We start from the raw sequence: 24118 nt of genomic DNA, 5'->3' as shown, positions 1-24118 counted from the left end.
TGTCTTCAATTGTGAAGACATAAGTCATGCCTGCTTTGTAAGCTGATAAACCTAAAAGCCTTGGTGCGTCAGAGTTAATTTCTGGCCAGTAACGTATACGTGCCACTGGACTCTTGGCGCGTTTCCTAGGCAAATAAGCTAGTGAACCATGTCTTGGAGCGTGTACTTTACGATGTCCCATTGATCATCCGCTTCGCGCCTTTAGCAATAATAAATTACCGTTATAAACGTTACCATTAAAAATAAAAAAGCCCCAAAGAAACAACAACCATTGAAAAGACAACCAAACAACGGCTAATCAAACATACAAAGCCACCAGACACAAAAAAAGAGCAAAAAAGAGACGTTTACTCATCAACTCGCAAACTATTGTCCAGTTAATTCAACCTGAACAGCTAATCCCTGCTTCACCAAAATCTTGGCGTTCTCCACAGGCAACGAAGCAACATCCTCAACCAGAAAAGGACCATAAGTTTTCATGTCAAAACCAATCACAGCAGGCACATTCTTAGAAAAACGTAAAGTAACCCGCTTGTGAGGCGTCAACGCAACTGGGGCAGGTGCTGGAGTGGGAGTAACTTGTGAAACAGGTGTTGATGGAACAGCTGAAGGGGCAGGCGTGAAGGTTTCGCCTTGAAGTAGACTTTTTGTGAATTTCTGGTAATCAGCTGAGAAGGAGAGGAAGTTTTCGCATATTTTAGCTTCCTCAGCAGCTAAAGTGGGTTGGGGAATTTTTTGGGCTTCAGTTATTGCATGCACAAGCTTTTCATAACGCAATTTGAGAAGTTCATTTAGCATTCTGTTTACGTGCTGTTTTTCGTGTTCAAGAAGGGCAACTTTGAGAGATTTGTTATCCAGCATCTTATTATCTTCACGTATTTTACCAAGGTAAACAGTGATTTTAGCGTAAAAATCAGACGGCAGACTGCCAAGTGAGGGATCAGAAATTTCCCGTTTCCAAGCTGCGTAAAGTTCATTGTACATGCTATTCTGCCACCTTTGCCCTGCCTTTACAGATAAGCATCACAGCCGCTGCAGTGGGCAATTCCCGTATTTCGTTTTTGAAAGGCCCCAGCTCTGTTCCGCTCATGTTAAACTTTGGTGCGTTATCGATTAACACTTTCACTTCACCCTTTTTAAAAGCTACCGCCTCACTAAATGGGTCAAATGTTTCCAAATCCTTTGCAGCAAACTCTACTTTTTTCAGACCAGTTTTGCCGTGCAGGGTTCCATTCATGCGGATTAAACGGTGAATATCCGTTGTCACCACAGTGTCAATTGCGGAGGACTCCAAATCCTTAACGTACGCAGCGATTTTACGCCAAGTTTGAACACTGACGCCGTTAACACCCGTCCAACGCCCCTCGCTTATACATTTTGAAATAAGCGCCTTATTATCCAAAACAGCAGAATAATTTGTTGTTAAACCAACATTTTTCAAGTCTTCTTTAGTGGCGCGGGCGATAAATTTTTGCATACCCAACTTTAACCGCCTATTCCACCCGTAATCATGCAAGCTAAAACCAGCAGGACCCTTCTTTTTGCGTTTACTCTTTACGGGTGCATCATCCTTTTCAAGAATCGTCAATCCCGTGCCCATAACATAATCAACAATTTCCTTTCTACCCAGGGCATCCAACGATTTGATGGCTTCATTTTCCACGTAAACGTGATAACCGCGGTGCCCCGAAAAAAATACGCGTAACTCTTTATCTGAAAAACCAAAATCGCCAGAAAGCATGTCAAGCAGTTTGCTGGTTTCATCCCTTGCAGCCTTAATGCATAACTCGCAGGGCCAAGTTTTGGTTTCAAATTTTTGACCCCCACATGCTGGGCAGACCTCGGGAGTTACGCCTTTGCCGCTGAAACCGCATTTGTTGCATTTCCATTCGTCATGGATTTTGTCACAGGATGAGGGGATGTGGTCTGCGTCTATGTCAAAAACCAAGTCGGCGCCTAGCCAGCCTTTTTTGTCCATGTCAAAGTCAGGGTTTTCGTAGTAGGCAATTGAGTGGTAAACGTCTGAGGGCGTGTTTTCCTTGAGTAAATTCGTGAAAGCAGTAAAAGTTCCGAAGCGTTTGTGGCGCATCATGAAGCGTTCTTTAAAACTCAGATAAGCAAATTCTCTTTGCTCAACACAGAGGGGTTCAGGGATTTCTGTTGATGAGTCAGTGTAGTATTCTCGGAATTTTGAATAAACAAATTCTCTGGAATCCACTCTACCCGCGCCCACCTAGTCTATTTAATTGCTGTTTGGAACCTTATATTTCATACAGGTAACTTAGAATGCTTTTGACATCAGAAAACTAAAGGAAATCCCACCGAAAGCAATCATAAAAATTATGTATGATAACCACAAAACGGTGAGGGTTAAGTCTTTTTTTGGCTGAGGAATCAGGGCGTAGATGAAAACAAAGGGCATATACCAATTCTGGAAGAAGGGCATTGTGAAAACTGGAACCAGCAGAAAAATAGCTGATAGAGAAATCAATTTGTTATGTTTGAGCATGTAAACTGCAAAAGCAAGAGTTAGTCCAAGCGTTAGGAAAACAAAGAAGGCTTGGGTCACCCAGGGAATTTGTGGATGAGACATGAAAGCGTTAAGCCCATTCATACTCAACTCAGCACGGGTTCCCAAAAAGTAGGGTAAACTAAGGTAGGCAGTAAAAGCGTTAAGCACCATTAAGGCAAAGCCGGCAAGGACGAATTTGTTTTTCAAAATCTTCAGCTTGTTTTCGCCGACAAGCTTGAACAGGGCAATTACTATTAGGGGCAGCAGGAAAATTCCGGCTTGATACTTGAAAGTGACTGAAACTGCCATAAGCAGAAAGAAAGCATCATAACGCTTGTAAAGAAACATTATCACTGCTGGAAGCGAAAAAATAAAGGCTACCGCATCAAACATGCCGTTAGCCGCGAAGTAGACAAGGCTCCAGTACATGATTAGAACGCTTATGATTTTGGGCACTATGTCAAGGTCTTGTTTAAGGAAATATTTGAAAAATAGGTACATACAAGCGTTGGCGACTATGAGGAATATGCCTATTTCTAGCTTGTAAACCAAAGCTGAATTGACGCCGTTTTGAAGCATTTCGCCAAAAGGCAAAAACAGCATGATACTACCCAGCGGGTAAAGATGAGACATTTCAGGCCACGTTACAAATTTGAATGACGAGGCATCAGCGCTTGCCAGTTGCCCAAGCGGCATGCTGAAAACTGAAAAGCCATCCTTAACAAAGAGAGTTGCAACATAAGAGTGCCTGGGATGATCAGTGTACCAGTTTTCGAACGTCCCCAGCGGGTTAGAATTAAACACCAAAAGCACCAGCCAAACAATCGTCGAAATTAAAAACAAAATCTTGAGGATAAGGCAACCTTTTTTGTCCAGACTGGGAAGGATGATTTTTTTTGTCTGGGAAAGCTGGGTTAATGCAGGTCTTAGGGTTACTATGATAAAGAGTGCAGCGCTTGATAGGAAGAGGAGTTTTGCTGGACTGGTGAGAACGGCAAATGGGGTTAGGGTTTGTTGTTTTTCGACGAAGACGTGGAAGTGAACCGTGTTAGGGGTTGTGGAGTTGGATAAGAAGAGGGCTTCGTAGTAGTTTGCGTGGGTTGTAAAGGTGTAATTAATGTCGCCAAGTGTGGTGGTTGTGTATATTGTCGCGTTAGGACCTACTATGGAAAAGTTTTTTTGGCAACCTGCCGTGCACTGTGCGGTGATTGTGATGTTTTCTCCGCGGCCAAAAGAACCCAAACCAACCCTGCGATACTCATTATGTGTTAACGTGAAGGAATCATCAATCAAAATTGTTTGCTCAACACCATCGACTGGCACGGAGTACAGGCTTAAAACACCTAAAATAACACTCAAAGAGAACAGGAGCAACACTATGAAAACAGAAACTTGAAAGAACCAGTTTTTACCTGAAAGCATACTCCTTTGAACCTCAATTGAAATATTTTAAAAACTAAAATAAGCATTTACCCTAAAAAGATAACAACCAAAAAGGGCTAAAAAAAATTATTTACTGACAGTAGCTTGTTTAGCCAATGCTTTAGCTTGCTTACGCCTGTAATATTTTAGGGGATGATACGCTCGGCGACAGAGTTCGTCAGGGTTCTTGCACAATCCATGAGTCTGCAGGACAGAGCATTGTGGGGGCGTGTATTTGGTACCTGAACCGCGTTCTCCCGCGATGTGCTCGATTTGATAACGCGTTAACCGCTCGTTGTAGTCGGAGAAGAAGCTTTTGTATAACTCGTTTAGCTGTTCAGGTGACATGCCAATGTAAACTAGGAAGGATGTGAGTGTGAAGCGTCCCATGTGAGAGAGGTGATGGTTTTTGGATGCCTCGTCATAGAGCGCGTTTATGCAGGGCGGGAAAGCTTCTTGCACAACAACTTTTGGGAAGCTTTCATCTTCCATCGTGCCTAAAACATCAGTGGCGATTTTTTGTATTCGTTCGATAACTGGGACCAGTTTCTCAGGTAATTCAGGCGGTTCAGCTCCGCCCAGACGTGCTTCAATGTTTCGCTTGATTTCTTCCTCTAAAAGCCGGATGAAGTCTGGTTTATGCAGGTAAACGTACCCGTCGTAGAGGATGCGGTTGATTAGTTTCCAATTTTTATCATGCAGATGCGAAGTGTTTCGCAGGTAATCAGCAAGGGAAAGCGCGTACTCGTATGGCAATTCAGGATTAGCTCTTTGGTTTAGGATGGTTTTCCAGTCAAAATTTTCTGAGATGCGCTTAATCTTCTCTAAGGATTTTTCGCTGGTAAGGTTCAGGGTTGCCTGCTTAGCCTCAGCCAGCGCGTAGCGTTTTCGTACAAAAGAATTCTCGGTGGCAGAAACAAGTAGCAGCGCAATGGGAAAAGAAAAAATTTCAGAGTTTAAATTTCCTATTTTTTCAATTTTTTCTTTAGTTCGGACAAAATTTATAGCGGTAATTACTCTTTCTTCAGCAAGAGCAACAATTTCAGCCATATCATCATTAGCCAAAGACGCAATTCGGAGGTCTTGCTGTTGAACTTTCTGCGAGGTTTCTTTTAGAAAGGGATATTTAGCTATGTCAGAGTCTGTGAAAGCATTAAATAAACTTGGCATAGCTCCCCATCAGTCTTATTACTCTGTTTCTATTCTTGGCGCCAAGAAGAAAGTTAACTTGCCCTCTTTAGTCTGCTGGAAGTCAATTCTGATAGGCATATCAGTGGAAAACTCAAGTGTGGCGATTTCGGAGGTTGCAGAGGCGGCTTTGATGATTTCGGAAAGGTAGCTTAAGCTAAAAGTTGCCTTGGTTGTTTCTTTAACCTCTAAATCAAGCAGTGCATCGCTGCCTTTCTGCAGTGTGATTGTTGCACCCATCAGGTCGCCTGAAGCACTCAGGGTGAGTTTTTCAGTTTCAGCTTCCATGCGTACGTGGTCGCTGACGAGCTGGGCGTCTTCGATTGCTTGACTTAAGCCTTGAGTTGTGGTTTTGGCTTTTACGTTAAAGGTGATTTTTGGAGTAGGAACCTCTTCTTCTGATGCCTCAAGAGTAGGCATGTTGAAGTTTCGGCTGTATTTCCCTGTGATTTTAATTTGCAGACGTCCAGTTTTGTCATCTAACGATAACTCTACTGATTCGTCTTTGCTTGCGCGTTTGATAAGTTTAAGCAACTCGCTTATGTTGATGCACATTTTTGTGGGTTCTTCACAAATGTACTCTTCGAATATGGTTTTTGGCCATTCGAAGTCAATCATGGCGACGCGTGATGGGTCCATGGCACGCAGTTTTAAGCCTTCGGGGTCAATTTTGAATGTGGCTTCATCTACAAGAATGGAAATGGCAGTAGCCATATCTTTTAACAGTTTAGCGTCAGATACTTTTAGCTTAAACATGGGTCCTCTTCCTCTCGCTTAATTGCTTATGATGAGAGATATAAAAGGTTTGGATAATTAAGTTTACCCCTTAAACCAATAAAAAATAAACTGAGAAAAGAAAAATAAAAATTAACTGTAGAGACAGCCTTAGCTGTACTCTCTAAAGGTATAATTGCATTTTGTACAGCACAGGAACTGCGTGGATGACTCGTCAGCACCGCGAGTTTGCACTTGCCAAACATACGCTGTGTTGTTTCCGCATTTTGGACATTCAATATGAACCGTGGGAAGCGTGGTTAGTTTTTGTTCTTCTTTGCCGATGACTGCAACTAGCTGCTGGGGGTTATGCTGGATTACTTTAGAGGCTATTTTAGACTCGATTTTTTCAGAGTCAGATTTCTTGTATCCGCATTTTGGGCAAGCAAGAACTAAAGAGGCTTCTTTACCGGTTTTAGATTTCTTTGGTTCGAGGCGTGTACCGCATTTAGGACAAAATTCCATGGCTACTCTTCCTCAACTGTTTTGGATTCCCTCTGCATTGAGGCTTTTAAACCTTTTCTAGAACTAAAAACCACACACGCCTACACCTGAAGCAATCAGATGAGCAACACGTAAAGGTTCAGGAGTGATGCTTCTGGTTGCGGTTAAATCCAAAATTTTCTGTGCATCATCAAGGGCAATCCCAACAGTTTGAATAAAAAGCTGCCCCCGCCTGTTTTTCAAGGAAATAGGAACAATTTCGCCTGCGTTATCCAGCACTTTTAAGCGCTCTTCTGGCTGACTGAGTTTTCTTATGGCTTGATATACCTTTGTCAGGTTAGGGTTTTTGCGTGAAACCGCTATAACTGGGAGCCCTGTTGCCTTGTTTAATGCACTGATGTCTACTATGTTAAAGCCGCCAAGTGTTATGCCGTTTATCATGACCACACGAAGCTGCTTAAAATGCGGCGAACCCGTTATCATATCACTTAACGCCTTTGTGGAGTCAAAGCCGTCGACCAGAACCTTTGTGGACAGTACACCTTCAAGCCAAAAACCGCCGCGGAAAACAGCGCCCACCCCAGGCACGTAAGTTTTGGTTCGTGGAATGTGCGGTGCATCGTCGATGCCTAAAACTCGGATTTCAGGTTTAATAACACGAAAATTTTCCAGAACCAAACAAGTTTGCCTCTATAGCAATATGCGCTGTGAGGCATTAAAAATGTTGGGAATTAGGCTTTGACAGCGTTTTCTAATTCTTTACTAAATGTTTCATTGTTTGCCATTGCTTTTTTAGCTGCAGAAATCAGTGCTTCATCAGGGCTTGCACCGTTTAGCATCCTAATGTAGATAACTGGACTTGAAGCTAATGGGTGAGGAACATCATAACCGGAGACATCAACGTTTTTTTCTTCAAGGATTTTCTTTTGAAGCAGGTTGCACAATCCATGGTCTGCGCCTTGGATTTCAATCTTAAGCTCGTTGTCTGTGCGTTTTAAAACTTTAATATTCATTCTTATTTTTTCCCCTTACATTTGTTCTTGCCCATAATCTTGAGCAGTTTTACGTTTTTCAATACTACCACATTTTGTGCAGTACATTTCGTATTTTCGCTGTTCAAGCAGACCACCACAGCGTCCACAGAAACTGTAGAGCGTACCTAAGTTGCGGTCTGAAGTTGAGAGGTGGTAGATTTGGTTTTTTTCGCTGATTACTTTGGCTCGGATTATGTCGCCTGTCTTGCAGACTTCGCTCATTGAGTTAATGTAGCGGTCTGAAACATCTGAAACGTGAAGGATTCCTGAGAAGTTGCCAGAGAGTTTTTTCCGACCAATCTTAAAGATTTTGACCAGCACATTATCGGATTGGGCGTTTCCAACTTGACCAATAACTACTGTGCCGACTTTTGGTGCTGCTACAGCGTTACCGACTGGGTACACGCTGACTTTTTTGTTAAGTAAATCCATTAATGCGCGGCCAATGATTCTTGAGTAGATTACGCCGTCTTTTACGTATGTGCCTGAGTCAGGAATAAATTCTTCAATAACACCAAGACGTTCGCCAGGCAACACTAAGATGCCGCTTTTTTGTTCAGGTTGTTTGAGAGTCATCAAGTTTTCCTCGTTAAAGTTGTATAAGCTTAAACAGTTACGTTTGCCAGAGGCATAAGCTTAGTTTCCATTCTTATCAATAAACCTTTTGATTAAATAGAAAAACCACGTTAATAAAAACTGTGATTACCTTTGCCTGTTTTTTCCAGCAACCACATACAAATCAATCACAAAATCATGACGAATTTTAGTGTGGAACTCGAACATTTTAGGAATAGTCATCAACAAAGCGTAAACAACCAAGACCCTACCGCCATAATCAGCAACGAAGCGCTCCAGAAAAGGCGAAGGCTCAACCTGCAACATACCCTTAGACTTAAGCCGCTTAATCAGTTCCCGGTCAACCTCAGGATGACTGTGCAAAGAATAAATGGAACCACCAATTTCAAGGGCTTTTTGCAGAAAAGCACGGTCTGCATTACGCTTCTGCACTCCAAAGGGCGGGTTTTGCAAAACCGTATCAAAACGCCCCTGAACCGCGGCTATGTCTCCTACAATCCAGTCTGGCGTGTGCATTATTGGGGGTTGTTTCGAGTTTTCTACTGCCACTGCCAAAGCAGACTTGTCAATGTCAATGCCCACAACACTTTCTGCTCCGAGAAATGCTGCTCCAAGCCCCAAGCGTCCTGTTCCGCAGCCTAAGTCAACCACGGTTTTTCCTGCAAGGTCACCGTTTAGGTAAGCAAGGTAAAGCATTGTGGCGGCGGGGGCTTCGGTGGTGGTGTATTGTTCAAGCTCAACCTTGGGCGATGGGTTAGCTTTTAGGCTTGACAGGAAAACTTGTAGGTCTATTTTTCGAATAAGCCTTTTTTGAGCATGTTCTCCCATGAAACCTCGCCAGCAACCACCATAAACTCATTAACAGTAAGTACAGGCTTAGAAAACTTGCTTGTAGCCTCCAAGGAAATTCTGGGGCAAGCCGTGTTCACGTAAGCGTCCAATGTTGGAAACTCAAGCAGTGTTTCAGGCGTAATTTCTCTGCCAGCCAACAAGAAGGCCATCTTGCCCTTTTTCTCAGCTACTTCTTTGACTTTTAGGGCATCATCTAAATGTTTCTGCCCAAGCTTTAATCCCACAATCACGCCGAAAGACTTAGCATCTTGCGCTTCTTGGACAGCTGCCCAGCGTTGCCGTAGAATTTTTTGGGCTTCAGTGTTCACTGTGTAGGCGCGTTTGTCGTAGGGGTCAGCGACAAAAGTTGGTTTGCCAGTGTTTAGTGCGATGCCTAGCGCGTGGAAAATTCCGCCGCCCACAAACAGGAAAGCCTCAACTTCATCAGCGATGGATTTGACGTTACCGTAGTTGCAGCCGATGACTTGTCCAGCGTAACCCAGCCGCCCAGCGTTGCCCACAATCACGGTTTTTCCTGAGCGAGTTAAGAACTCGCGGGCTTGGTCAAGAAACTGCAGATGCTGAACAGACATGGCTAAACCAATTCTGGTGTAATCCTTAAGCATTGGTAAAGCTTGTGCAAAGGCATCATCAATTGTTACGGTAGCTCTTGCTTCTACGTAAATGGTTGAAATTGCCTCATGCTTAACCATGCGAGCATGTCCAAAATGCACAATCAAATCCACACCTAAGCCTTGGGCTTCTGAAATGGCGATGTCGCAGGCGCCATAGCAAGGGTCAGAGGAGATAAACGCTACTGCACCGTGTTTTTCAATAATTTTTGCTATTCGGGGCGCTTCAGGTTTTAAGCCTTCAGGCATCTGCAACAGAACACGTTTAGCAGCCAGCTTTGTGATTTCCTGTTTGATGCGTTCTTCTTCAAAATCAAAGCCGTTCATTTAGTCACCAAACAAGAGAAAAGAAATGGAAAAAATAGAAAAGGGTTTGCTATTTTAGGGGTCCCAAACCCAGTTAGGGGTTGGTTTTTTGAGTGGTTTGCCAGCTGCGAGTGCTGCTGCTTCGGCTAAGCGTTGTAGAATAATTTTTTGTTCAACGCTTGCAACGTTCTTTCTTGTCTGCACCACTGCATCGTTATTTACTGATATGCTGTCGATGCCTTGACGTACAAGGAACTCTGCGAAGTCAGGCAGGTTGCTGGGTCCTTCACCGCAAATTGATACTGTGCAGCCGTTTTCGTGTGCGACTTTGATTAGGTGCGCGATAATGCGTTTTACTGCGGGGTCGCGTTCATCAAAGTAACCCATTTGACCAAGACGCTCTGAATCACGGTCAATCATCAGTATACCCTGTGTCATGTCGTTGCTGCCTATGCTGAAACCGTCAACGAGTTTACTGAACTCGTCTGCCATGATTGCGATTGCGGGTGTTTCTGCCATGAACCATATTTTGAAGTCTTTGTTGCGTTCTAAGCCTTCCTCTTTCATGATTTGAAGGACTGCGTTTGCTTCCCAGAGTGTGCGAACCATTGGAAGCATCACGTAAACGTTCTTAAGAGCCCATTCACTGCGGCATTTCTGGATGGCTTTGCATTCTAGCCTGAAAGCTTTCTCGTACCATTTGCTGATGTAGCGACTACAGCCTCTCCAGCCCAACATAGGGTTTTCTTCGTTGATTTCGTATGTCTCACCGCCTTTTAATCCGCGGTATTCGTTAGTTTTGAAGTCACTTAAACGAACCACAACGGGTTTTGGCTGGATAGCACGGGCAACAGTTGCAACGTTCTCCGCGAAAATGTCAACGAATTTTTGTTCTTCGCCATTCTCGACAAACAGCATAGGGTGTTGTCCGATTGCACTTGCCATGATGAATTCAGTGCGCATTAAGCCGATGCCTTCAAAGGGCAAATCCTTGTACGTCTCAATCATCTCGGGAGTTCCAAGGTTCATGTAAATTTTTGTGGCAGTTATTGGCGCGCAGTCTGGAACTTGAACTACGGTGTTGTTGTTTTTGTTTGAGTTAACTGCCTGCTGCATTATACCCTCATAGATTACACCGTTTCTTGAATCAACAGTGTATTCTTGTCCGGTTTTCATGATTTCAGTTGCTGTTTCTGTTCCTACAACACAAGGTATGTTTAGTTCTCGGCTGACGATGGCTGCGTGGCTGGTGATTCCACCTTTGTCGGTGACAATTGCGCTGGCCATTTTCATGAAGGGTACAAAGTCAGGGTCAGTCATGGCTGTTACGAGGATGTCGCCTTTTTGCATGTCTTTGTTTGCATCTTCTGGGTTGAGGACAACTTTGGCTTTGCCAATGCCGTATCCTCGGCGTCCAGCGGAGATTCCTCGAACAACAATTTTTAGGTCTTGAGCTTTGGTTTCTTCCATTTTAGATGCCTCGATATCTTTTGTGCCGAAAACTGTTTCCGGTCTTGCTTGAACAAGGTTAATGTTTTCTGGGAAAGATAAGTCTTGGTCGATTGCCCATTCAATGTCCATGGGTTTACCGTAGTGCTTCTCAATTTTCTTGGCAAGTCCTGCTAACGCCGCAATTTCAGTGTCGCTTACACACACAATTTTTTGTTACTCTTCAGGAATGTCAATGTGCACGGTTTTGCCAGTTGCGGGGTCACGAACGTACTTGACGGTTTTGCGTGCGATACGTCGTGATTTGATTTGAGAAGTAGCTTTGTCAACCACGAAATCGTCAGGGTTTACTGCACCTGAAACAACGGTTTCACCTAAACCAAAGTTGCCTTCGATAACAATTTCTTCACGGTTACCAGTTACTGGATTAATTGTGAACATGACACCTGCAGCGCGGCTGTTGACCATTTTCTGTACGCCAACACTGATGAAGACTTTATCGTGAGCAAAGTTTTTCTCGTTGCGGTAAAAGATTGCGCGGGGAGTAAATAGGCTGCTCCAGCATTTGACAACTTTGGTGATTAGGTCTTCTTCACCTTTTACGTTGAGGTATGTTTCCTGTTGACCCGCAAAGGATGCGTCAGGAAGGTCTTCTGCGGTTGCGCTTGAACGGACCGCTACGAAGGTTTCTTTTAGGTTATATCGATTGTTTAATTTGCTGTATGCTGATTTTATGGCATCCTCAATTGCTTTGGGCATTGGGGTTTTTTCGATGAGTTCACGGATTTTTTTAGAAGCAACCTCGTACTGTTTGGGATCGTTTGGATCAGTTACGGTTTCCGTGATGATTGCATAGATTTTCTGTGCGATTTGTGTTTCTTCAATAAATTTTTCGTAAGAATAAGCGGTTACGGCAAACCCGTTTGGCACGGGCAAGCCAGCATTAATCATTTCACCTAGACTTGCGTTTTTGCCGCCAACGATTGCAACGTCCGTGTTTCTTACATTATCAAACCATAAAACCAGATCTTTTCTGTGGGCACTCAATCCGATTCCGTCTCCGTGGGGGCGGCTGCTTCTGCCGCTTGTGGCGCTTCAGGAGATTCTTCGATTTTAGTCATTACTATTTTGCAAGGAATCGGAAGTTTAGCGCTTCCACGTTTAAGTGATTCTTTGGCTGTTTCTAACGCTGTAGCGTTTACTTTTACAGTTATGATTGGCTGGTTAACTTCAACTTTGGCTGCGGTTCCCACGGCTGTGCCAAAGGAGCGACGCATTCCCTGTTGAAGCCTGTCTGCGTGAGCGCCAAAAATCATTTTGTTTTCTCTTAAGATAATGTGTGGATATGGATGGACAACCATGAGGTAATCGTTTATGAGTTTATCCATTAAAACGCGGTTTGTAGCTACACGCGCGGCCTCGAGGGCGCTGTGGCGTATTTGAGCGCGTTCTAAAGCTATGAGTTGTCCTTGAACTGTGAAAGTCGCTTTAGTATCGCCCATAGTGAACTTTACGATTTTTGGTGGGGGAAAACCTTTAGCGAACTTTTTCCGTGTGTAGGCGCGGTTTTTTACGTGCCTGAAGTTTCTTGCGTGCATGCAACGTCCCTTTTTAGCATTACTCATCAGGGGGTATTTAAACGATTTGTAATTATACACCCTGTCTTATCGAGAAAACCCTCACAAAATACAGGATTTTTCTCCACGCCCACATTATTTACTTAAATACCCTAATTAACTTGTACCTTTTCCAATGCCAACCCAATTATTTATTTCAGGAAAAAACTGGAAACTCTCCCTAGCAGAGCTCATAACCTACTTTCAAGCAAGACAAGAAACCTTTCAAACAGTTTTTGTTTCCAAAGAATTCTTTGTATTTGACCTAGAACAGAAAATAGGTGCTATTGAGGATTTGGGTGGGACAATAAAAATTGCAGATGTACAAACTGAGTTCCCAACTGAAGCCGCAAGGTTGGCGTTTCTTGAAAAAAACAAGCAAGCCCAAGCACAAATAACCGAGCAAATAAGTTTAAGCGGCATTGTTGACGAGATTGAAAAAAATGCAACTGATGAGAAAGCGTTTTTTGGTGTTAGTGTTTACTGCGCGGATAAGCAGTTTAGGCAACTTTCAGGACAAATTCAACGCACTGTTGGTAGCATTATCAAAAAGGAGTTGGCAAGCGCTGGTAAGAAGTCACAGTTCATGGGGTTTAGCAAGGAAAGAAGAGCCGCCCAGCTTAGCCACGTGGAAGTTCTAAAGAAAAACCTCATCGAAAGCAGAGGCGAAGTGCTCTTCTGTGTCGGAAAAGAGAAGGTTTGGGTTGCCATCACAACTGCGGTGCATAATCCCTTTGAGTTCCAGAAAAGAGATGTCTACAAACCCAGACAACGCGTCATCTACGGCATGCCACCTAGACTGGCAAGAATCATGCTAAACTTGTCACATTGCAAGGAAGGCAAGGTTGTGCTTGACCCGTTTTGTGGTGTGGGCACGGTTTTGCAGGAGGCCTTGCTGGCTAAAGCTGAAGCGGTGGGTTTGGATATCAACACGTGGTGTGTAAATGCGGCTACTGAGAATCTGGAATGGATACGTCAAGAGTATGATTTGCCAAATGCAAAGTTCCGTGTCATTGTGGGTAACGTTGGCAATTTAACCAGTAAAGTCGGGTTTGAAAATGTTGACTGCATCGTTACCGAACCTGATTTGGGGCCCCCACTAAAACAAATCCCAACAACGCCTTACGCACACAAAGTCATCAACAAACTTGACCCCTTATTCTCTGGGTTTGTTAGAGAAGCCTTCAACGTGCTACGTGAAGGAGGCAGACTTGTTTTGGTTACACCCTATATTGTATCGCGTTCAGGCGACATTGTCACTATGAATATTGCACAAAAAGCCCAAGAGGCGGGCTTCACTGTTGTGGCTCCGTTTGGCAAGGAAATGTTTGGTGACAGCGCTTTTTTGGAGAAAAATCTTGGTGAGTTATCATCATTGGTTGAAACGGATGAGCGGCACAAGATTGGCAGGGAAATTCACATTTTCCAAAAAATAAACCTTTATTGATGGTGATGTTTGGCGAATTTTTTATTAATTTCGAGCGCCACTAATTTTTAAACTCAAGGATGGAAATTTATGCCTAACTCAAGACCAGATTGGGACAGGTACTTCTTGGATATGTGTGAAGCTGTAGCTGCACGTGCTACATGTGACCGCGGAAAATGCGGTGCAGTTATCGTTAAAGACAAACGCATCATGACTACAGGCTACGTTGGTGCTCCAGCAGGACTGCCACACTGTGACGAAGTTGGCCATGACCTACGCACAGTCACCAATGGCAACGGTGAAATCACCCAGCACTGCGTACGGACCCTGCACGCCGAGCAAAATGCGATTCTTCAAGCCGCACGCTTTGGCATACCACTAGAAGGCTCAACACTGTTTTGCAAAATGACGCCGTGTCGAACCTGCGCGATGATGATTATTAATGCGGGCATTAAACGGGTGGTCTGCACCAAACGCTACCATGCCGACGCAGATACGATTGAAATGTTTAAGCAGGCAGGAATCGAGCTTTGCATCGTTAATGATGAAGTAGAAAAATACGATAAGCAATAACCAGCTTTTCATTCAGAAACTGATAGGCATATTTGGGTCCTATTAGTTATTCATTGCAGAAACTATAGAGGGGTAGGTCCCTAATGGCACATATTTTCAAACCAAAAACCTTGGGCAAGGTCAGGTTATTTTGGAGTGAAAACGACTAGCCATTTTACCTTGTCAAATCCGTATTTCTCAATCAATGGGTCGGCAATGTTGGGTGCCAAAGCGTCATCGATTTCTGATAAAACCACCGAGTCACCAACACGGTTAACGATGCCCACGGTCGAAATTTCTTTGAGAGGTGCATATACTCCTTTGATTTCCCAGTAATCCGGCGCGTCTCTACCCGGTTCCATAACCCAAGAGTATTTGTCTTCAGGATGCTTGCCCTCTGTATAGTTTGCGTTACAAACCACTGTTCCAACATCTTTAGGTTCATCGTTTGTTTTAACATAAAACCAAATCGTCACGAATAATCCCCGTTCTATGTAAGCAAGTTTAGGCTTTTATCTGTTTGCAACCACGGCTTCAATGAGTGTTAAGGTTTCAAAGAAGGGCAAAGCCAAAGAAGCCACAACTCCCGCTTTAAAGCCCTGCTTCTCAAAACGGCAGATAGTCTCTTTTTCATCTGCCAAAGTAGATTGCATCAAAAAAACCCGCCCATCAATCGCCAAAAACTGGGGAACCACAGCAAGGAATTGGTCAATAACGTCCCGTCCGCTTGCGCCGCCTGCCCATGAACGCCCAATCCAATTGTCTGCCTCACCCTCTTCAGAGGGCAAATAGGGCGCATTAAACAGAATCACGTTAAATTTGGGATTATGAAAGGCTGAAAAAAGGTCGGCTTGCAAAAAATCCATTTTCCCATTCAGGTGGTTAACCTTTGCGTTGGCTTTGGCGCAGCGGATTGCGTAAGGGTTAATGTCTACGGCAGTCACGCGACGGGCTGTCTTTGCGGATAGAATCGCTAGTATGCCGCTTCCTGTTCCTAAATCCAGTACCCAATCAGACGGATGTACAGTCAGGTTTTGGGCAAAAAGAAACGAGTCCTCCGATGGCTCATAAACATCGTCGCAAACATCAAAAACCAAATCGCCGAAACAGACACGTTTAGTTTGAGAGTGCATCAGCTAATTCTCCAAAGTTTTCAGGTGACAATTCACGAGCACGTTTGTCGGCGTAGGGCAAGTTGGCGGCTTTCTTTTCTGCGTCCTCTTTGCAGAGTTTAAACGTGTTTTTGAGGAAAGGAACAAGCGCATTTGTGAGTTTCTTGTTGCGTTGGGTGAAGAGCCATTTTGCCAGTTGCCTAAACAAGGCTTCATTTTCAACGTTGAAGGGTGGCTTGCTCCAAGGTTTTAGCCGGACAATCACTGAGTCCACTTCGGGCTGTGGATAAAACATTTCCTTGCTTACAGTATCCAGAATTTCCGCATCAGCGGCTTGATAAGTAGCAACTGTTAACCAACCATAATCTTCACTCCCCACAGGTGCAACAAGACGATTAGCAAATTCAGTCTGCACAATCATCACGGCGCAATCCACTTTGCGCTCAAGCAGCCACAGCACCAGCTTAGAAGACAAGTAATAGGGAGGAATCGCGACGGCTTTATTGAATGGGGGCAATTCAGCAGTTAAAACATCAGCCACAATCACCTGCACGTTAACTAAACCCTGGACTTGTTCACAGAGCACACCTGCAACTTGGCAGTCTTTTTCAACAGCAACCACACTCTTGCACCTTGAGGAAAGAAATTTCGATAGAAAACCAAAACCTGCTCCAGCATCCAATACCACATCCGAACTATTGAGAGCTGAGTACGTGCACATTTTAGGGTAGAAAGCATCTTCTATCATGAAGTTTTGGCCAAGCAGCTTGTTCGGTGTTAATCGATGGGTTCGAAGCAGCTGCTTCGTTTCCTCAAGAATCATTCTAAAGCCTTACTGCGCCCGCGTGAAAAGACGGTACTTGCTGTCACCTTCAAGCTCCTCCATAACCCGCTTTGTAATCAACTTAGCAGGACTGGGGAGTTCTGTGCGTTTTTGCAAGTCCTCAAAGCTTTCAAACGGTTTCTTTGTGCGCTCATTTATCACTTGCCACATGTACTTTTTTCCAATCCCAGGCACCAACTCCAACGCATGCATACGCGGGGTAATGGCGCGAGTGGTGTTAAAGAAGTTAACAAACCATTTCTCACGGTTTGTCACTATACGGGTAATGACGCCTTGAAGGTCAGCTTTAGCTGAGGCAGTCAACTCTTCATAGCCGATGCGACCAATAATGTAGGTGACTTCTTGCCGGGAATCCTTGCCCACATAAACGCGGTCGCCAGGTTTTAGCACCAGTTCTTCTTTGACTAATGCCTCAAGTAATGTGAAAAATTCTTCCCCGACACACTGAATTAGGGCTCCCGCTCTGTAACCTGCTCGTCCTGTTGGGCGAAAGCCTGGCTTGCCGTGCTGTAGGAAATCTAGCACGTAAGCGTACTCCTCGTAGCGCTTTTCCATAATCTTCACTGAACCTTCCGTTAACTTATTGGCGGTTACTGCTTAAAATACTTAGCATTAGTAGGGGGGTTATTGAAGGGTTCTGCTCTCGTTTAGAAGGGCAACTATAGAGTCCAGTTTTGAGGCTTCAATAATTTTGCGTCCACCAGCCAAGAAAATTTTGAGTTCATCCACAGTTTCAGGCATACAGTTGATTATCATGACGGCTTCAACTTCATCAAGTTCGTATTCGCTGACAAGTTTAGAGAGAAGTTCCTCTGCTTTTTCAGAAGTGACTTTGCTGAACTTGTTTACGTAGTCGAGTGTTCGACGCTGATACTGGTCTAGGTTTTCCTCGCCGATGCCGTCAAGTATTGCTTTTACTTGGGGCAAAGTGAGACGTTTTTCACTTATTTCCCGTTTACTCATTTTCTAGCTCAACTGCCTTGGTATGGCTCTAAGTGGTCAGAGCGGACAATAATTTGTTTAATTGCTTCACCCTGTGGAACATCCACAACGTATGCTCTTCCGCGCTTCTCAACAACTTTGCCTATTTTGCCGTGGAAGCGTTTGTGAGGCATGCTTTTTTGTACGCTGGAGTTCATTTTTATGATTACTTGTGAACCTGGAGCATACTCGCGTAGCAGTTTGCTGATTTGTGGTTTTCCTCTTTCACGATTAGGCTTCGTTAGAAGACTTCGTGTACCAGCATAGTATCCTTTTGAACCTCTCATCATATTTCACCTATTCATCTATTATTACATTGACGACGTCAAGCTTAAGCGTCTTCGCCCTGTTATTGAGCGTGTCAGACACGTTTGGGACTGTTCTTCCGTCATCGCCAGACACCAATTCTTTAACGTAGAGCCCACCTTGACATTTTATTTCAAGCAGAGCCCGCTTAAGCGACACCTTCTTAACTTTAACCTTATATATGTACCTTTCCCGCACAATATCTGCCCTTCGATGCACAACACGTTTTGGAGTCTGCTGTTTAATCGTAATTTCTGAGAAGTTTTCTTCAATAGTGCGCAAATCCGCCTCAGAAAGTTCCTTTTCAAACTCAGCCAACAACGCATACTCCTTCTGGGCAGTCTCACCCTTCTTCAAGTGTCGAACATCATCACGGCTGGAAAAGTGTAATCCTGAAACCTCAACCTTACCCACCGCAGATTCATTGACTGCAGCTTCGATTTGTTTTAAGTCAATAAAGCGCTTTTTCGGTTTAGAAATCTCAACAATAAACGGTCTACCGCTGCCTAGCATCCGTGCATCAATATCCTCACGACCAGAAGCATGGAAAAACTCCTCTTCCCCCTGTGCTACTTCAAGCAACGCGTTAGATGAGAGCTCTTCAACGGATTCAGGATAAAGTTTCCCTGTTCCGCCACATTTAGGACAGCCTTTTCCGCGGCAGCTACAGAACCATTTGGACTGCGGAATCGTGCGGACAAGCTTTCGGTATTTGCCACCTACAAACAGTGGGTTAACCTGAAGTTTTATGTTACCAGTAAACGGGTTAAAGACCACGGCTATGTCAGGTGTTAGATACTCGGCTTCTTTGCCCGCCCGAACAGCTAAGCCTTTACCCAATACCCTGCCAAACTCATGACGGAGGCTTTCACCGTAGATTATGTTTTGGGAAGCTTTGAACTCGTCTTCCCGCTCCTCAACCGCAACAGGCAACTCGATACCAACTAAGAAAGTGGAATATTCATAATCAGCCAAAATAGCTAACGCGTTATCCAAAAAAGTGTTAGCCTCAGCAAATCTGTCGTCACATAAGAAACATTTTAGCCCTTCAACCTCTGGAACTTCTTGTTTTAGGTGTTTTAGGGTTTCTTTCGCTTCTTTAGAAAACCCATTAGTTGCCAAAATCTTGAGTTGATTAATGCCATCAGGATTTTTTTCAGCTGCAAGCAGGTTTGCCTGCATGGTTAAGCTGATTTTGAGGGCTTTGCCGCGGACGTCATTTTCCATGCAGTAGCCTAAAGCTGCGAGTTGGCGTCCTAGGCAGTGGTCACAAAGGGGATAACTACTGAGCAACTGGTAGGCTTTTTCTAAAACATCCATCTGTGAAACCTACTTTAATCCTGGCGGTAAACCTTTGCCTGCACCGCCCAAGCCAAAGGGCATCTTGCGTTTGTTGTGCTTAAACATTTTGAGCATTTTACGCATCATAACGTACTGCTTGAGGAGTTCTTTGACTTCTTTTTCAGATGTTCCTGAGCCTCGGGCTACTCGTTTTATGCGTGAGGAATTGAAGACTTTGGGGTTTTCTTTTTCCTGAGGCGTCATTGACTGGATAATCACGCCCCATTTCTCAAGGCGACCCTCTGCAGTGTTTAGCATCTCATCTGGAACATTATAACTCATACCAGGCAACATAGACATGACTTTTTTGAAGGGACCCATCTTTTTGACGGCTTGGAACTGCTCATACATGTCAGTTAAAGTGAATTTGCCGCTCATGATGTCTTTAACTTTCTTTTGAGGCACCTCAACCTCAGCATCATGAACCTTTTCCAACAACGTATCCAAATCACCCATACCCAGCAGGCGACCAACAAAGCGGGAGGGCACAAAGGATTCGATGTCCTCAACTTTTTCGCCTGTACCGATGAATTTGATGGGTGCGCCTGTTGCTGCTACCGCTGAGAGTGCGCCTCCTCCACGGCTTGAACCGTCAAGTTTGGTGACGATGATGGCGCCGATGGGGGTTGCTTCATGGAAGGTTTTTGCCTGCGCCGATGCTTGTTGTCCGATGGTGCCGTCGATTACCATGATAACTTCGTCGGGGTGGATGTTTTTTTCAAGGTCTTTCATTTCCTTGATGAGGTCTTTTTCTTCTTTGTGACGACCAGCAGTGTCGACGATTATGAGTTCGCGGTCGGGGAATTGTTTGAAGCCTGCTTTTGCGACTTTAACTGGATCTTTGGCTTTGGCTTCACCATAAATTGGAACATTAATTCGGGTTGCTAACTGTTGAAGCTGTGCATATGCACCTGGACGGTAAGTGTCAGCAGCAATTAAGCCAACCTTTAAACCGCGCTTCTGGAAGTATCGTGCAAGTTTAGCAGCATGTGTGGTTTTGCCTGAACCCTGAATGTCGACTAGCATAATGACTTTTTTTGAGCCTGGGTCAACTTTAAGCGGAACAGGCTTGTCACCTACGAACCGTGTTAATTCTTCATAAACAACTTTGATAACGTGCTCACGCCTTGAAATTCCAGGCGGCATCTTCTCGTTTAACGCGCGCTCTTCAATGCGTTTGGAGATTTGTAGCACCAGTTGCACGTTTACGTCTGCTTGAAGTAGGGCGCGTTGTATGTCCCGGACTAGTTCTTTGACTGCTGCTTCGTCCACTACGGAGGCTTTGAAGAGTTTTTTTACGGCGTTGGTCAATGAAGAACCTAGTCGGTCTAGTGCCATTGTTATTTCCCAGCCTAATATCATCTACCGCGGTTTTAAATAAAGGTATTCAGCCAAACAGGAAAAAACCTCTATCTCTACCGTGGTGACGGCGTAAACAGATCCTTGTCATGTATGTGGTAGCGTGTTTTTGGCATCTTTTAACAGCGCAGTTGGTGCGGGCTATTTCATAACATCTCTGCTTTTGGCGTGTGCTAGAGTCACTTACTTGATGCGTTCCAGTTTGAATATTACAGGTCTAAGTCCATCTATACAACAGTTTATGGTTACACCCTCTTCTTTGAACCAAGGAAAATTGCAACCATAACTCAAAAGCCGCACATTGTTGCATATAGAAAGCCAAGCCATCGGACAGAACCCTTCAGGCATAATCAGATTTTCAACGATAAATTCTTGCCCATCACTGAACACGTCACATGCTCCAGTAGGTTCAATGAAAGTCACTGGACTTGATTTAAAAACTTCTGATGGATTAAAACGCTTTAAAACTGTAATCTTGACTTTTACCGCCTCTTTCATCAAAAGCACCTTTTTAATTGTTGCTCTATAGTTCCTCAATCGGTAACTCGCAACGCATAGTTAAAAACATTATTAAAAAGCCGCAAGCACACCACCTTTCGCATTTAATGAACGATCGAACAACAAGCGCGGTAAAGCCCTGAAGCGTACTGGCATATCCAGTGAGAAAAGCATCCTTTGCGCCGAGTTAATGACGCCCACGGCGGAAATTGAATTAAAAAATATTTGGCTTAAACGCTTAAAAAGCATCAAAGAAGGATTACTTAGACGAAGGCGTGGCTCTTTGCAGTGCCGCTGAAGAGGAAACAAAGCTTATGGCTTTGACTAGCGCGAGAAGGCAATTTTGCGTTTAAAGGCTGGAGGGGTATCGGATTATAAGATTGACCGCGAACTCAAGATGGAAACTCCAAGGTAACTCGTGCTAGAAATAATGCCCTCAAAAAACTTGAGCGTGCACGGGCTGACCTAGAATTCATTAATGAACACAGGTCGCATCAGCGTCAACTATAATTTAGGTGCCTTGTTGCAAGTTATTTTCTTTTCACCAAAGTCACAACAACCACAGCCAACACAGCAACGGCTACAATGATACTGCTCACCTCAGTCAGCAATACAACGTTGGGGTTGCTGCTGTGGTTTACTCCGATACCGACCAGCGCCCAAATAATCACCAACGCATAGGCAATGTCTTTGCGAATGCCTAACATGAGCAGGGTAATGACCAAGGCTACTGCAACGACTATTATTGCCCACGTTTCAGGGCTAATACCAAATCCATCCCAATTATAAGCCGTTAAAGTAACAGCAACGTCAGCTATGGACGCAATAGTTATCCAGCCCAAATAAACACTAAAAGGCAAATGAACCGCAAGTCTCTCACTGACCTTCACTTTGGACCTGCCGATATCTAGGCGTAAATAAATCGCTATCAGCGAAAATAGAAGCGCAAAAATAAGAACAACTGATAAAAGTAGGCTTTCATATTGCCAAACAAAAATCCAAGCGATGTTTATTAGACTGCTTAGGACAAATAGCCAGCCTATTTTTTTATTATATGTGCTGTTGTGTTCTTTTGGCAACGCCTGATAAATCACAAAGACGCCTAGTAGGAAGTAAATAATGCCCCAGATAGAGAAAACATACCCTGCAGGTGTAATAAGGGTAGGATTTTTGTCGGATATCGCTGCGGTATCTTGACCGCCAATTAATGTTGTGCTTCCAGCAATACTATTTATTATAACAGTTAAAATGAATGCGACGATATTTACGTACTTTAAATAATTTGAGCTATTTTTTTGCACAAAAATCAACTAAACAATTTATGTTGAGGTTAGTATATAAAATAATCTGAAATCTTTTTAGACCACTAAAATTTCTTTTAACTACTTTATAGTCTTAATTTCACACAGCGACCTGCCACCTTTTCAGCAAAACGTTTTATTTTATAGAGTGAATGAATTATAGCACAGCAGCGGTTTTTAATGTGCCATTTCCATCGGCGGTATCAAAACTTTATCGATAACATGGATAACTCCATTGTCAGTCATTATATCTGCCTGAACTATTTTTGCGTCGTTAATTTTAGGCATACGGTGACCATGCCACATGGAAGAATCGATTTTTACTTCTTCGCCTTCAACTGTTTTTGCAGTTTTAAGTTTAACGACATCTGCCGATGTAACTTTGCCTGCGACAACGTGGTATGTTAGAATTGATTTTAGTTTTGGGACGTCTTTGAGGAGGTTTTCAACTGTTCCTTTCGGCAGTTTCTCGAAAGCATCATCTGATGGAGCAAATACGGTAAACGGACCTGGACTTTTTAATGTCTCAACCAGTCCAGCAGCCTGAACAGCAGCAACCAATGTTTTGAAGTTGCCAGCGGATATTGCAGTATCGACTATATCAGCCATAAAAATTCGTCACCTCCAACTATATTTTTCCTACTTTATTCGCTTTCTGATGCATTAATAAGAATTTGTGGCTGTTGGGTGCCAATAACATCACACTTTAGTTTTGCTTGTTAATTATGTAATTTGAAGATATTCAATATTCTTCGATGGGCTGGTTATGGTTCAAAGCGTAAAATATGAGGTTTTAAGAAAATTGGGCAATGTAGAGGTTCGGCGTTATCCAAAAATTGTTATAGCCAAAGCATCGAACCGTGAGCCAGATAATTTTGGGCTTCTTTTCCGTTTCATCTCAGGAAACAACAAGCAAAGAGCAAAAGTAAAAATGACTGCTCCTGTCGTTTCGCAGGATACTTCTCAGGAAATAAAAATGACATCGCCTGTTTTTTCTGATTTTTCCAGTCAAGGTTACATTGCTTTTGTTATGCCTTCTGAATTGAATCTGGAAACTACTCCGCTGCCTTTAGATAGTAATGTCAAGATAGAGGAGGTTTCCTCAAGAGTTGTTGCGGTTTTACGGTTTTCCGGAAGTTGGTCTGAAGCTCATTTTGAAGAAAAAAAGCAGGAGTTACTGCAAGAGTTAATTAAGGCAAGGATAAAAACTAAGGGTATAGTTTTTAGTATGCTTTATAATCCTCCTTTCACTCCAAGTTTTTTGAGAAGAAACGAAGTAGCCATTGAAGTTGAAAACATAAACGTTGATTGATTGGGGGTATTCCTGAGTATACGCAATAATTGGGTCTGATTGATTTTTTCAGATATGATTCCAGTTTATGTTTAAGACTTACAGCTTTGTATAACTTTTTATCATTTAGGCTCTCAAGGCAATTCTTGGTTTTAGAAGTGGTTGTTGGCGATTTAGTGATGTCCAGATGGCATTTCTGTAAGAAATGTAAGCGAGTATGGAACATGCAACTTTAGCTTTTCGACTTTAAATAATTGGGGGTACAGGTTGGAAAGAGCAACAGAGCCCACCATTTGAAGCCTCAGTTATCCCCATATTATGTT

27 protein-coding genes and 1 pseudogene are annotated in these 24118 nt (G+C 43.6%); 3 read left to right on the top strand and 25 right to left on the bottom strand.

From position 1 onward, the window contains the following. From rplC to NWF01_02920, 14 genes and pseudogenes are all read right to left on the bottom strand, one after another. Window positions 1–181, bottom strand: a 181-nt coding sequence (rplC, locus tag NWF01_02985; GenBank protein MCW4023983.1) for a 50S ribosomal protein L3, incomplete at its 3' end; no start/stop codon positions are given. 185 nt (window positions 182–366) lie between these two features. After that, on the bottom strand, window positions 367–984 hold the full coding sequence (locus NWF01_02980) for a hypothetical protein (GenBank protein ID MCW4023982.1): 618 nt from the start codon (window positions 982–984) through the stop codon (window positions 367–369). Between the two features lies 1 nt (window position 985). Then, window positions 986–2218, bottom strand: coding sequence for a DNA primase small subunit PriS (locus NWF01_02975; GenBank protein ID MCW4023981.1), 1233 nt, complete (start codon window positions 2216–2218; stop codon window positions 986–988). Between the two features lie 63 nt (window positions 2219–2281). After that, the gene (locus NWF01_02970) at window positions 2282–3934 is read right to left on the bottom strand and encodes a hypothetical protein (GenBank protein MCW4023980.1); all 1653 of its coding nucleotides are present in this window, start codon (window positions 3932–3934) and stop codon (window positions 2282–2284) included. Between the two features lie 87 nt (window positions 3935–4021). After that, window positions 4022–5104, bottom strand: coding sequence for a DNA primase large subunit PriL (locus tag NWF01_02965; protein MCW4023979.1), 1083 nt, complete (start codon window positions 5102–5104; stop codon window positions 4022–4024). An 18-nt stretch (window positions 5105–5122) separates the two neighbouring features. Continuing rightward, a complete protein-coding gene (pcn, locus tag NWF01_02960) occupies window positions 5123–5878 on the bottom strand; it encodes a proliferating cell nuclear antigen (pcna) (protein MCW4023978.1) in 756 nt (251 codons plus the stop codon). A 129-nt stretch (window positions 5879–6007) separates the two neighbouring features. After that, window positions 6008–6361 carry a transcription factor S gene (locus NWF01_02955; protein ID MCW4023977.1) on the bottom strand — a complete coding sequence of 118 codons (354 nt, stop codon included), beginning with the start codon at window positions 6359–6361 and terminating at the stop codon, window positions 6008–6010. A 63-nt stretch (window positions 6362–6424) separates the two neighbouring features. Beyond that, a complete protein-coding gene (locus tag NWF01_02950; protein MCW4023976.1) occupies window positions 6425–7018 on the bottom strand; it encodes a DUF99 family protein in 594 nt (197 codons plus the stop codon). 53 nt (window positions 7019–7071) lie between these two features. Beyond that, a complete protein-coding gene (locus NWF01_02945; GenBank protein MCW4023975.1) occupies window positions 7072–7353 on the bottom strand; it encodes a DNA-directed RNA polymerase subunit L in 282 nt (93 codons plus the stop codon). Between the two features lie 15 nt (window positions 7354–7368). Next, window positions 7369–7950 (bottom strand): exosome complex RNA-binding protein Csl4, encoded by a 582-nt coding sequence (locus NWF01_02940; protein ID MCW4023974.1) that lies wholly within the window; start codon window positions 7948–7950, stop codon window positions 7369–7371. Window positions 7951–8076: 126 nt separating this feature from the next. Next, the gene (locus NWF01_02935) at window positions 8077–8778 is read right to left on the bottom strand and encodes an METTL5 family protein (protein MCW4023973.1); all 702 of its coding nucleotides are present in this window, start codon (window positions 8776–8778) and stop codon (window positions 8077–8079) included. Continuing rightward, window positions 8739–9740 carry a diphthamide biosynthesis enzyme Dph2 gene (dph2, locus tag NWF01_02930; protein ID MCW4023972.1) on the bottom strand — a complete coding sequence of 334 codons (1002 nt, stop codon included), beginning with the start codon at window positions 9738–9740 and terminating at the stop codon, window positions 8739–8741. The genes NWF01_02935 and dph2 overlap by 40 nt, the downstream gene beginning before the upstream one ends. 54 nt (window positions 9741–9794) lie before the next feature. Further along, window positions 9795–12215: pseudogene (ppsA, locus tag NWF01_02925) on the bottom strand (phosphoenolpyruvate synthase). Next, window positions 12212–12766 carry a 50S ribosomal protein L16 gene (locus NWF01_02920; GenBank protein ID MCW4023971.1) on the bottom strand — a complete coding sequence of 185 codons (555 nt, stop codon included), beginning with the start codon at window positions 12764–12766 and terminating at the stop codon, window positions 12212–12214. Before NWF01_02920 ends, ppsA begins: the two are co-directional and overlap by 4 nt. A gap of 154 nt (window positions 12767–12920) precedes the next feature. Between NWF01_02920 and NWF01_02915 the strand changes: the two genes are divergently transcribed. Together NWF01_02915 and NWF01_02910 are read left to right on the top strand one after the other, a co-directional pair. After that, window positions 12921–14231: a DNA methyltransferase gene (locus tag NWF01_02915; protein ID MCW4023970.1), complete on the top strand. Its 1311-nt coding sequence runs from the start codon at window positions 12921–12923 to the stop codon at window positions 14229–14231. 69 nt (window positions 14232–14300) lie between these two features. Then, window positions 14301–14783, top strand: a complete 483-nt coding sequence (locus tag NWF01_02910) for a cytidine/deoxycytidylate deaminase family protein (GenBank protein MCW4023969.1) — start codon at window positions 14301–14303, stop codon at window positions 14781–14783. A gap of 125 nt (window positions 14784–14908) precedes the next feature. On the opposite strand, the gene NWF01_02905 is transcribed toward NWF01_02910, so the two are convergent. The 11 genes from NWF01_02905 to NWF01_02855 all read right to left on the bottom strand — a co-directional run bounded on the left by NWF01_02905 (window position 14909) and on the right by NWF01_02855 (window position 23113). After that, window positions 14909–15238, bottom strand: a complete 330-nt coding sequence (locus NWF01_02905) for a hypothetical protein (GenBank protein ID MCW4023968.1) — start codon at window positions 15236–15238, stop codon at window positions 14909–14911. A gap of 36 nt (window positions 15239–15274) precedes the next feature. Further along, window positions 15275–15895 carry a class I SAM-dependent methyltransferase gene (locus NWF01_02900; GenBank protein MCW4023967.1) on the bottom strand — a complete coding sequence of 207 codons (621 nt, stop codon included), beginning with the start codon at window positions 15893–15895 and terminating at the stop codon, window positions 15275–15277. Next, window positions 15879–16697, bottom strand: a complete 819-nt coding sequence (gene rsmA / locus NWF01_02895; protein MCW4023966.1) for a 16S rRNA (adenine(1518)-N(6)/adenine(1519)-N(6))-dimethyltransferase RsmA — start codon at window positions 16695–16697, stop codon at window positions 15879–15881. The genes NWF01_02900 and rsmA overlap by 17 nt, the downstream gene beginning before the upstream one ends. Window positions 16698–16706: 9 nt before the next feature. Beyond that, window positions 16707–17273, bottom strand: a complete 567-nt coding sequence (locus NWF01_02890; GenBank protein ID MCW4023965.1) for a DUF655 domain-containing protein — start codon at window positions 17271–17273, stop codon at window positions 16707–16709. 69 nt (window positions 17274–17342) lie between these two features. Continuing rightward, complete coding sequence (locus NWF01_02885; protein MCW4023964.1) at window positions 17343–17681, bottom strand: RNA polymerase Rpb4; 339 nt, start codon at window positions 17679–17681, stop codon at window positions 17343–17345. Window positions 17682–17689: 8 nt separating this feature from the next. Next, a complete protein-coding gene (locus NWF01_02880) occupies window positions 17690–17989 on the bottom strand; it encodes a 50S ribosomal protein L21e (GenBank protein MCW4023963.1) in 300 nt (99 codons plus the stop codon). Window positions 17990–17996: 7 nt separating this feature from the next. Then, a complete protein-coding gene (locus tag NWF01_02875) occupies window positions 17997–19325 on the bottom strand; it encodes a tRNA pseudouridine(54/55) synthase Pus10 (GenBank protein MCW4023962.1) in 1329 nt (442 codons plus the stop codon). A gap of 9 nt (window positions 19326–19334) precedes the next feature. Further along, window positions 19335–20684, bottom strand: a complete 1350-nt coding sequence (locus NWF01_02870) for a signal recognition particle protein Srp54 (protein ID MCW4023961.1) — start codon at window positions 20682–20684, stop codon at window positions 19335–19337. A 204-nt stretch (window positions 20685–20888) separates the two neighbouring features. Beyond that, window positions 20889–21203, bottom strand: coding sequence for a TIGR04076 family protein (locus NWF01_02865; GenBank protein ID MCW4023960.1), 315 nt, complete (start codon window positions 21201–21203; stop codon window positions 20889–20891). 530 nt (window positions 21204–21733) lie between these two features. Continuing rightward, window positions 21734–22504 carry a tryptophan-rich sensory protein gene (locus NWF01_02860; GenBank protein ID MCW4023959.1) on the bottom strand — a complete coding sequence of 257 codons (771 nt, stop codon included), beginning with the start codon at window positions 22502–22504 and terminating at the stop codon, window positions 21734–21736. 177 nt (window positions 22505–22681) lie between these two features. Beyond that, window positions 22682–23113, bottom strand: a complete 432-nt coding sequence (locus tag NWF01_02855) for a fasciclin domain-containing protein (protein ID MCW4023958.1) — start codon at window positions 23111–23113, stop codon at window positions 22682–22684. A 157-nt stretch (window positions 23114–23270) separates the two neighbouring features. On the opposite strand from NWF01_02855, the gene NWF01_02850 reads away from it, so the two are divergent. Beyond that, window positions 23271–23816, top strand: coding sequence for a heme-binding protein (locus NWF01_02850; GenBank protein MCW4023957.1), 546 nt, complete (start codon window positions 23271–23273; stop codon window positions 23814–23816). Window positions 23817–24118: the final 302 nt, after the last annotated feature.

This window comes from Candidatus Bathyarchaeota archaeon (genome assembly GCA_026014585.1).
Classification (GTDB): domain Archaea; phylum Thermoproteota; class Bathyarchaeia; order Bathyarchaeales; family Bathycorpusculaceae; genus Bathycorpusculum.
This window is presented reverse-complemented; position numbering and strand designations above follow the sequence as displayed.

Excerpts from the sequence above, each read along its gene's own strand:
- NWF01_02980 (MCW4023982.1), bottom strand. The coding sequence starts at position 984 with ATGTACAATGAACTTTACGCAGCTTGGAAACGGGAAATTTCTGATCCC.
- NWF01_02970 (MCW4023980.1), bottom strand. The coding sequence starts at position 3,934 with ATGCTTTCAGGTAAAAACTGGTTCTTTCAAGTTTCTGTTTTCATAGTG.
- NWF01_02965 (MCW4023979.1), bottom strand. The coding sequence starts at position 5,104 with ATGCCAAGTTTATTTAATGCTTTCACAGACTCTGACATAGCTAAATAT.
- pcn (MCW4023978.1), bottom strand. The coding sequence starts at position 5,878 with ATGTTTAAGCTAAAAGTATCTGACGCTAAACTGTTAAAAGATATGGCT.
- NWF01_02955 (MCW4023977.1), bottom strand. The coding sequence starts at position 6,361 with ATGGAATTTTGTCCTAAATGCGGTACACGCCTCGAACCAAAGAAATCT.
- NWF01_02945 (MCW4023975.1), bottom strand. The coding sequence starts at position 7,353 with ATGAATATTAAAGTTTTAAAACGCACAGACAACGAGCTTAAGATTGAA.
- NWF01_02940 (MCW4023974.1), bottom strand. The coding sequence starts at position 7,950 with ATGACTCTCAAACAACCTGAACAAAAAAGCGGCATCTTAGTGTTGCCT.
- NWF01_02935 (MCW4023973.1), bottom strand. The coding sequence starts at position 8,778 with ATGGGAGAACATGCTCAAAAAAGGCTTATTCGAAAAATAGACCTACAA.
- dph2 (MCW4023972.1), bottom strand. The coding sequence starts at position 9,740 with ATGAACGGCTTTGATTTTGAAGAAGAACGCATCAAACAGGAAATCACA.
- NWF01_02920 (MCW4023971.1), bottom strand. The coding sequence starts at position 12,766 with ATGCACGCAAGAAACTTCAGGCACGTAAAAAACCGCGCCTACACACGG.
- NWF01_02915 (MCW4023970.1), top strand. The coding sequence starts at position 12,921 with ATGCCAACCCAATTATTTATTTCAGGAAAAAACTGGAAACTCTCCCTA.
- NWF01_02910 (MCW4023969.1), top strand. The coding sequence starts at position 14,301 with ATGCCTAACTCAAGACCAGATTGGGACAGGTACTTCTTGGATATGTGT.
- NWF01_02900 (MCW4023967.1), bottom strand. The coding sequence starts at position 15,895 with ATGCACTCTCAAACTAAACGTGTCTGTTTCGGCGATTTGGTTTTTGAT.
- rsmA (MCW4023966.1), bottom strand. The coding sequence starts at position 16,697 with ATGATTCTTGAGGAAACGAAGCAGCTGCTTCGAACCCATCGATTAACA.
- NWF01_02890 (MCW4023965.1), bottom strand. The coding sequence starts at position 17,273 with ATGGAAAAGCGCTACGAGGAGTACGCTTACGTGCTAGATTTCCTACAG.
- NWF01_02885 (MCW4023964.1), bottom strand. The coding sequence starts at position 17,681 with ATGAGTAAACGGGAAATAAGTGAAAAACGTCTCACTTTGCCCCAAGTA.
- NWF01_02880 (MCW4023963.1), bottom strand. The coding sequence starts at position 17,989 with ATGATGAGAGGTTCAAAAGGATACTATGCTGGTACACGAAGTCTTCTA.
- NWF01_02875 (MCW4023962.1), bottom strand. The coding sequence starts at position 19,325 with ATGGATGTTTTAGAAAAAGCCTACCAGTTGCTCAGTAGTTATCCCCTT.
- NWF01_02870 (MCW4023961.1), bottom strand. The coding sequence starts at position 20,684 with ATGGCACTAGACCGACTAGGTTCTTCATTGACCAACGCCGTAAAAAAA.
- NWF01_02865 (MCW4023960.1), bottom strand. The coding sequence starts at position 21,203 with ATGAAAGAGGCGGTAAAAGTCAAGATTACAGTTTTAAAGCGTTTTAAT.
- NWF01_02855 (MCW4023958.1), bottom strand. The coding sequence starts at position 23,113 with ATGGCTGATATAGTCGATACTGCAATATCCGCTGGCAACTTCAAAACA.
- NWF01_02850 (MCW4023957.1), top strand. The coding sequence starts at position 23,271 with ATGGTTCAAAGCGTAAAATATGAGGTTTTAAGAAAATTGGGCAATGTA.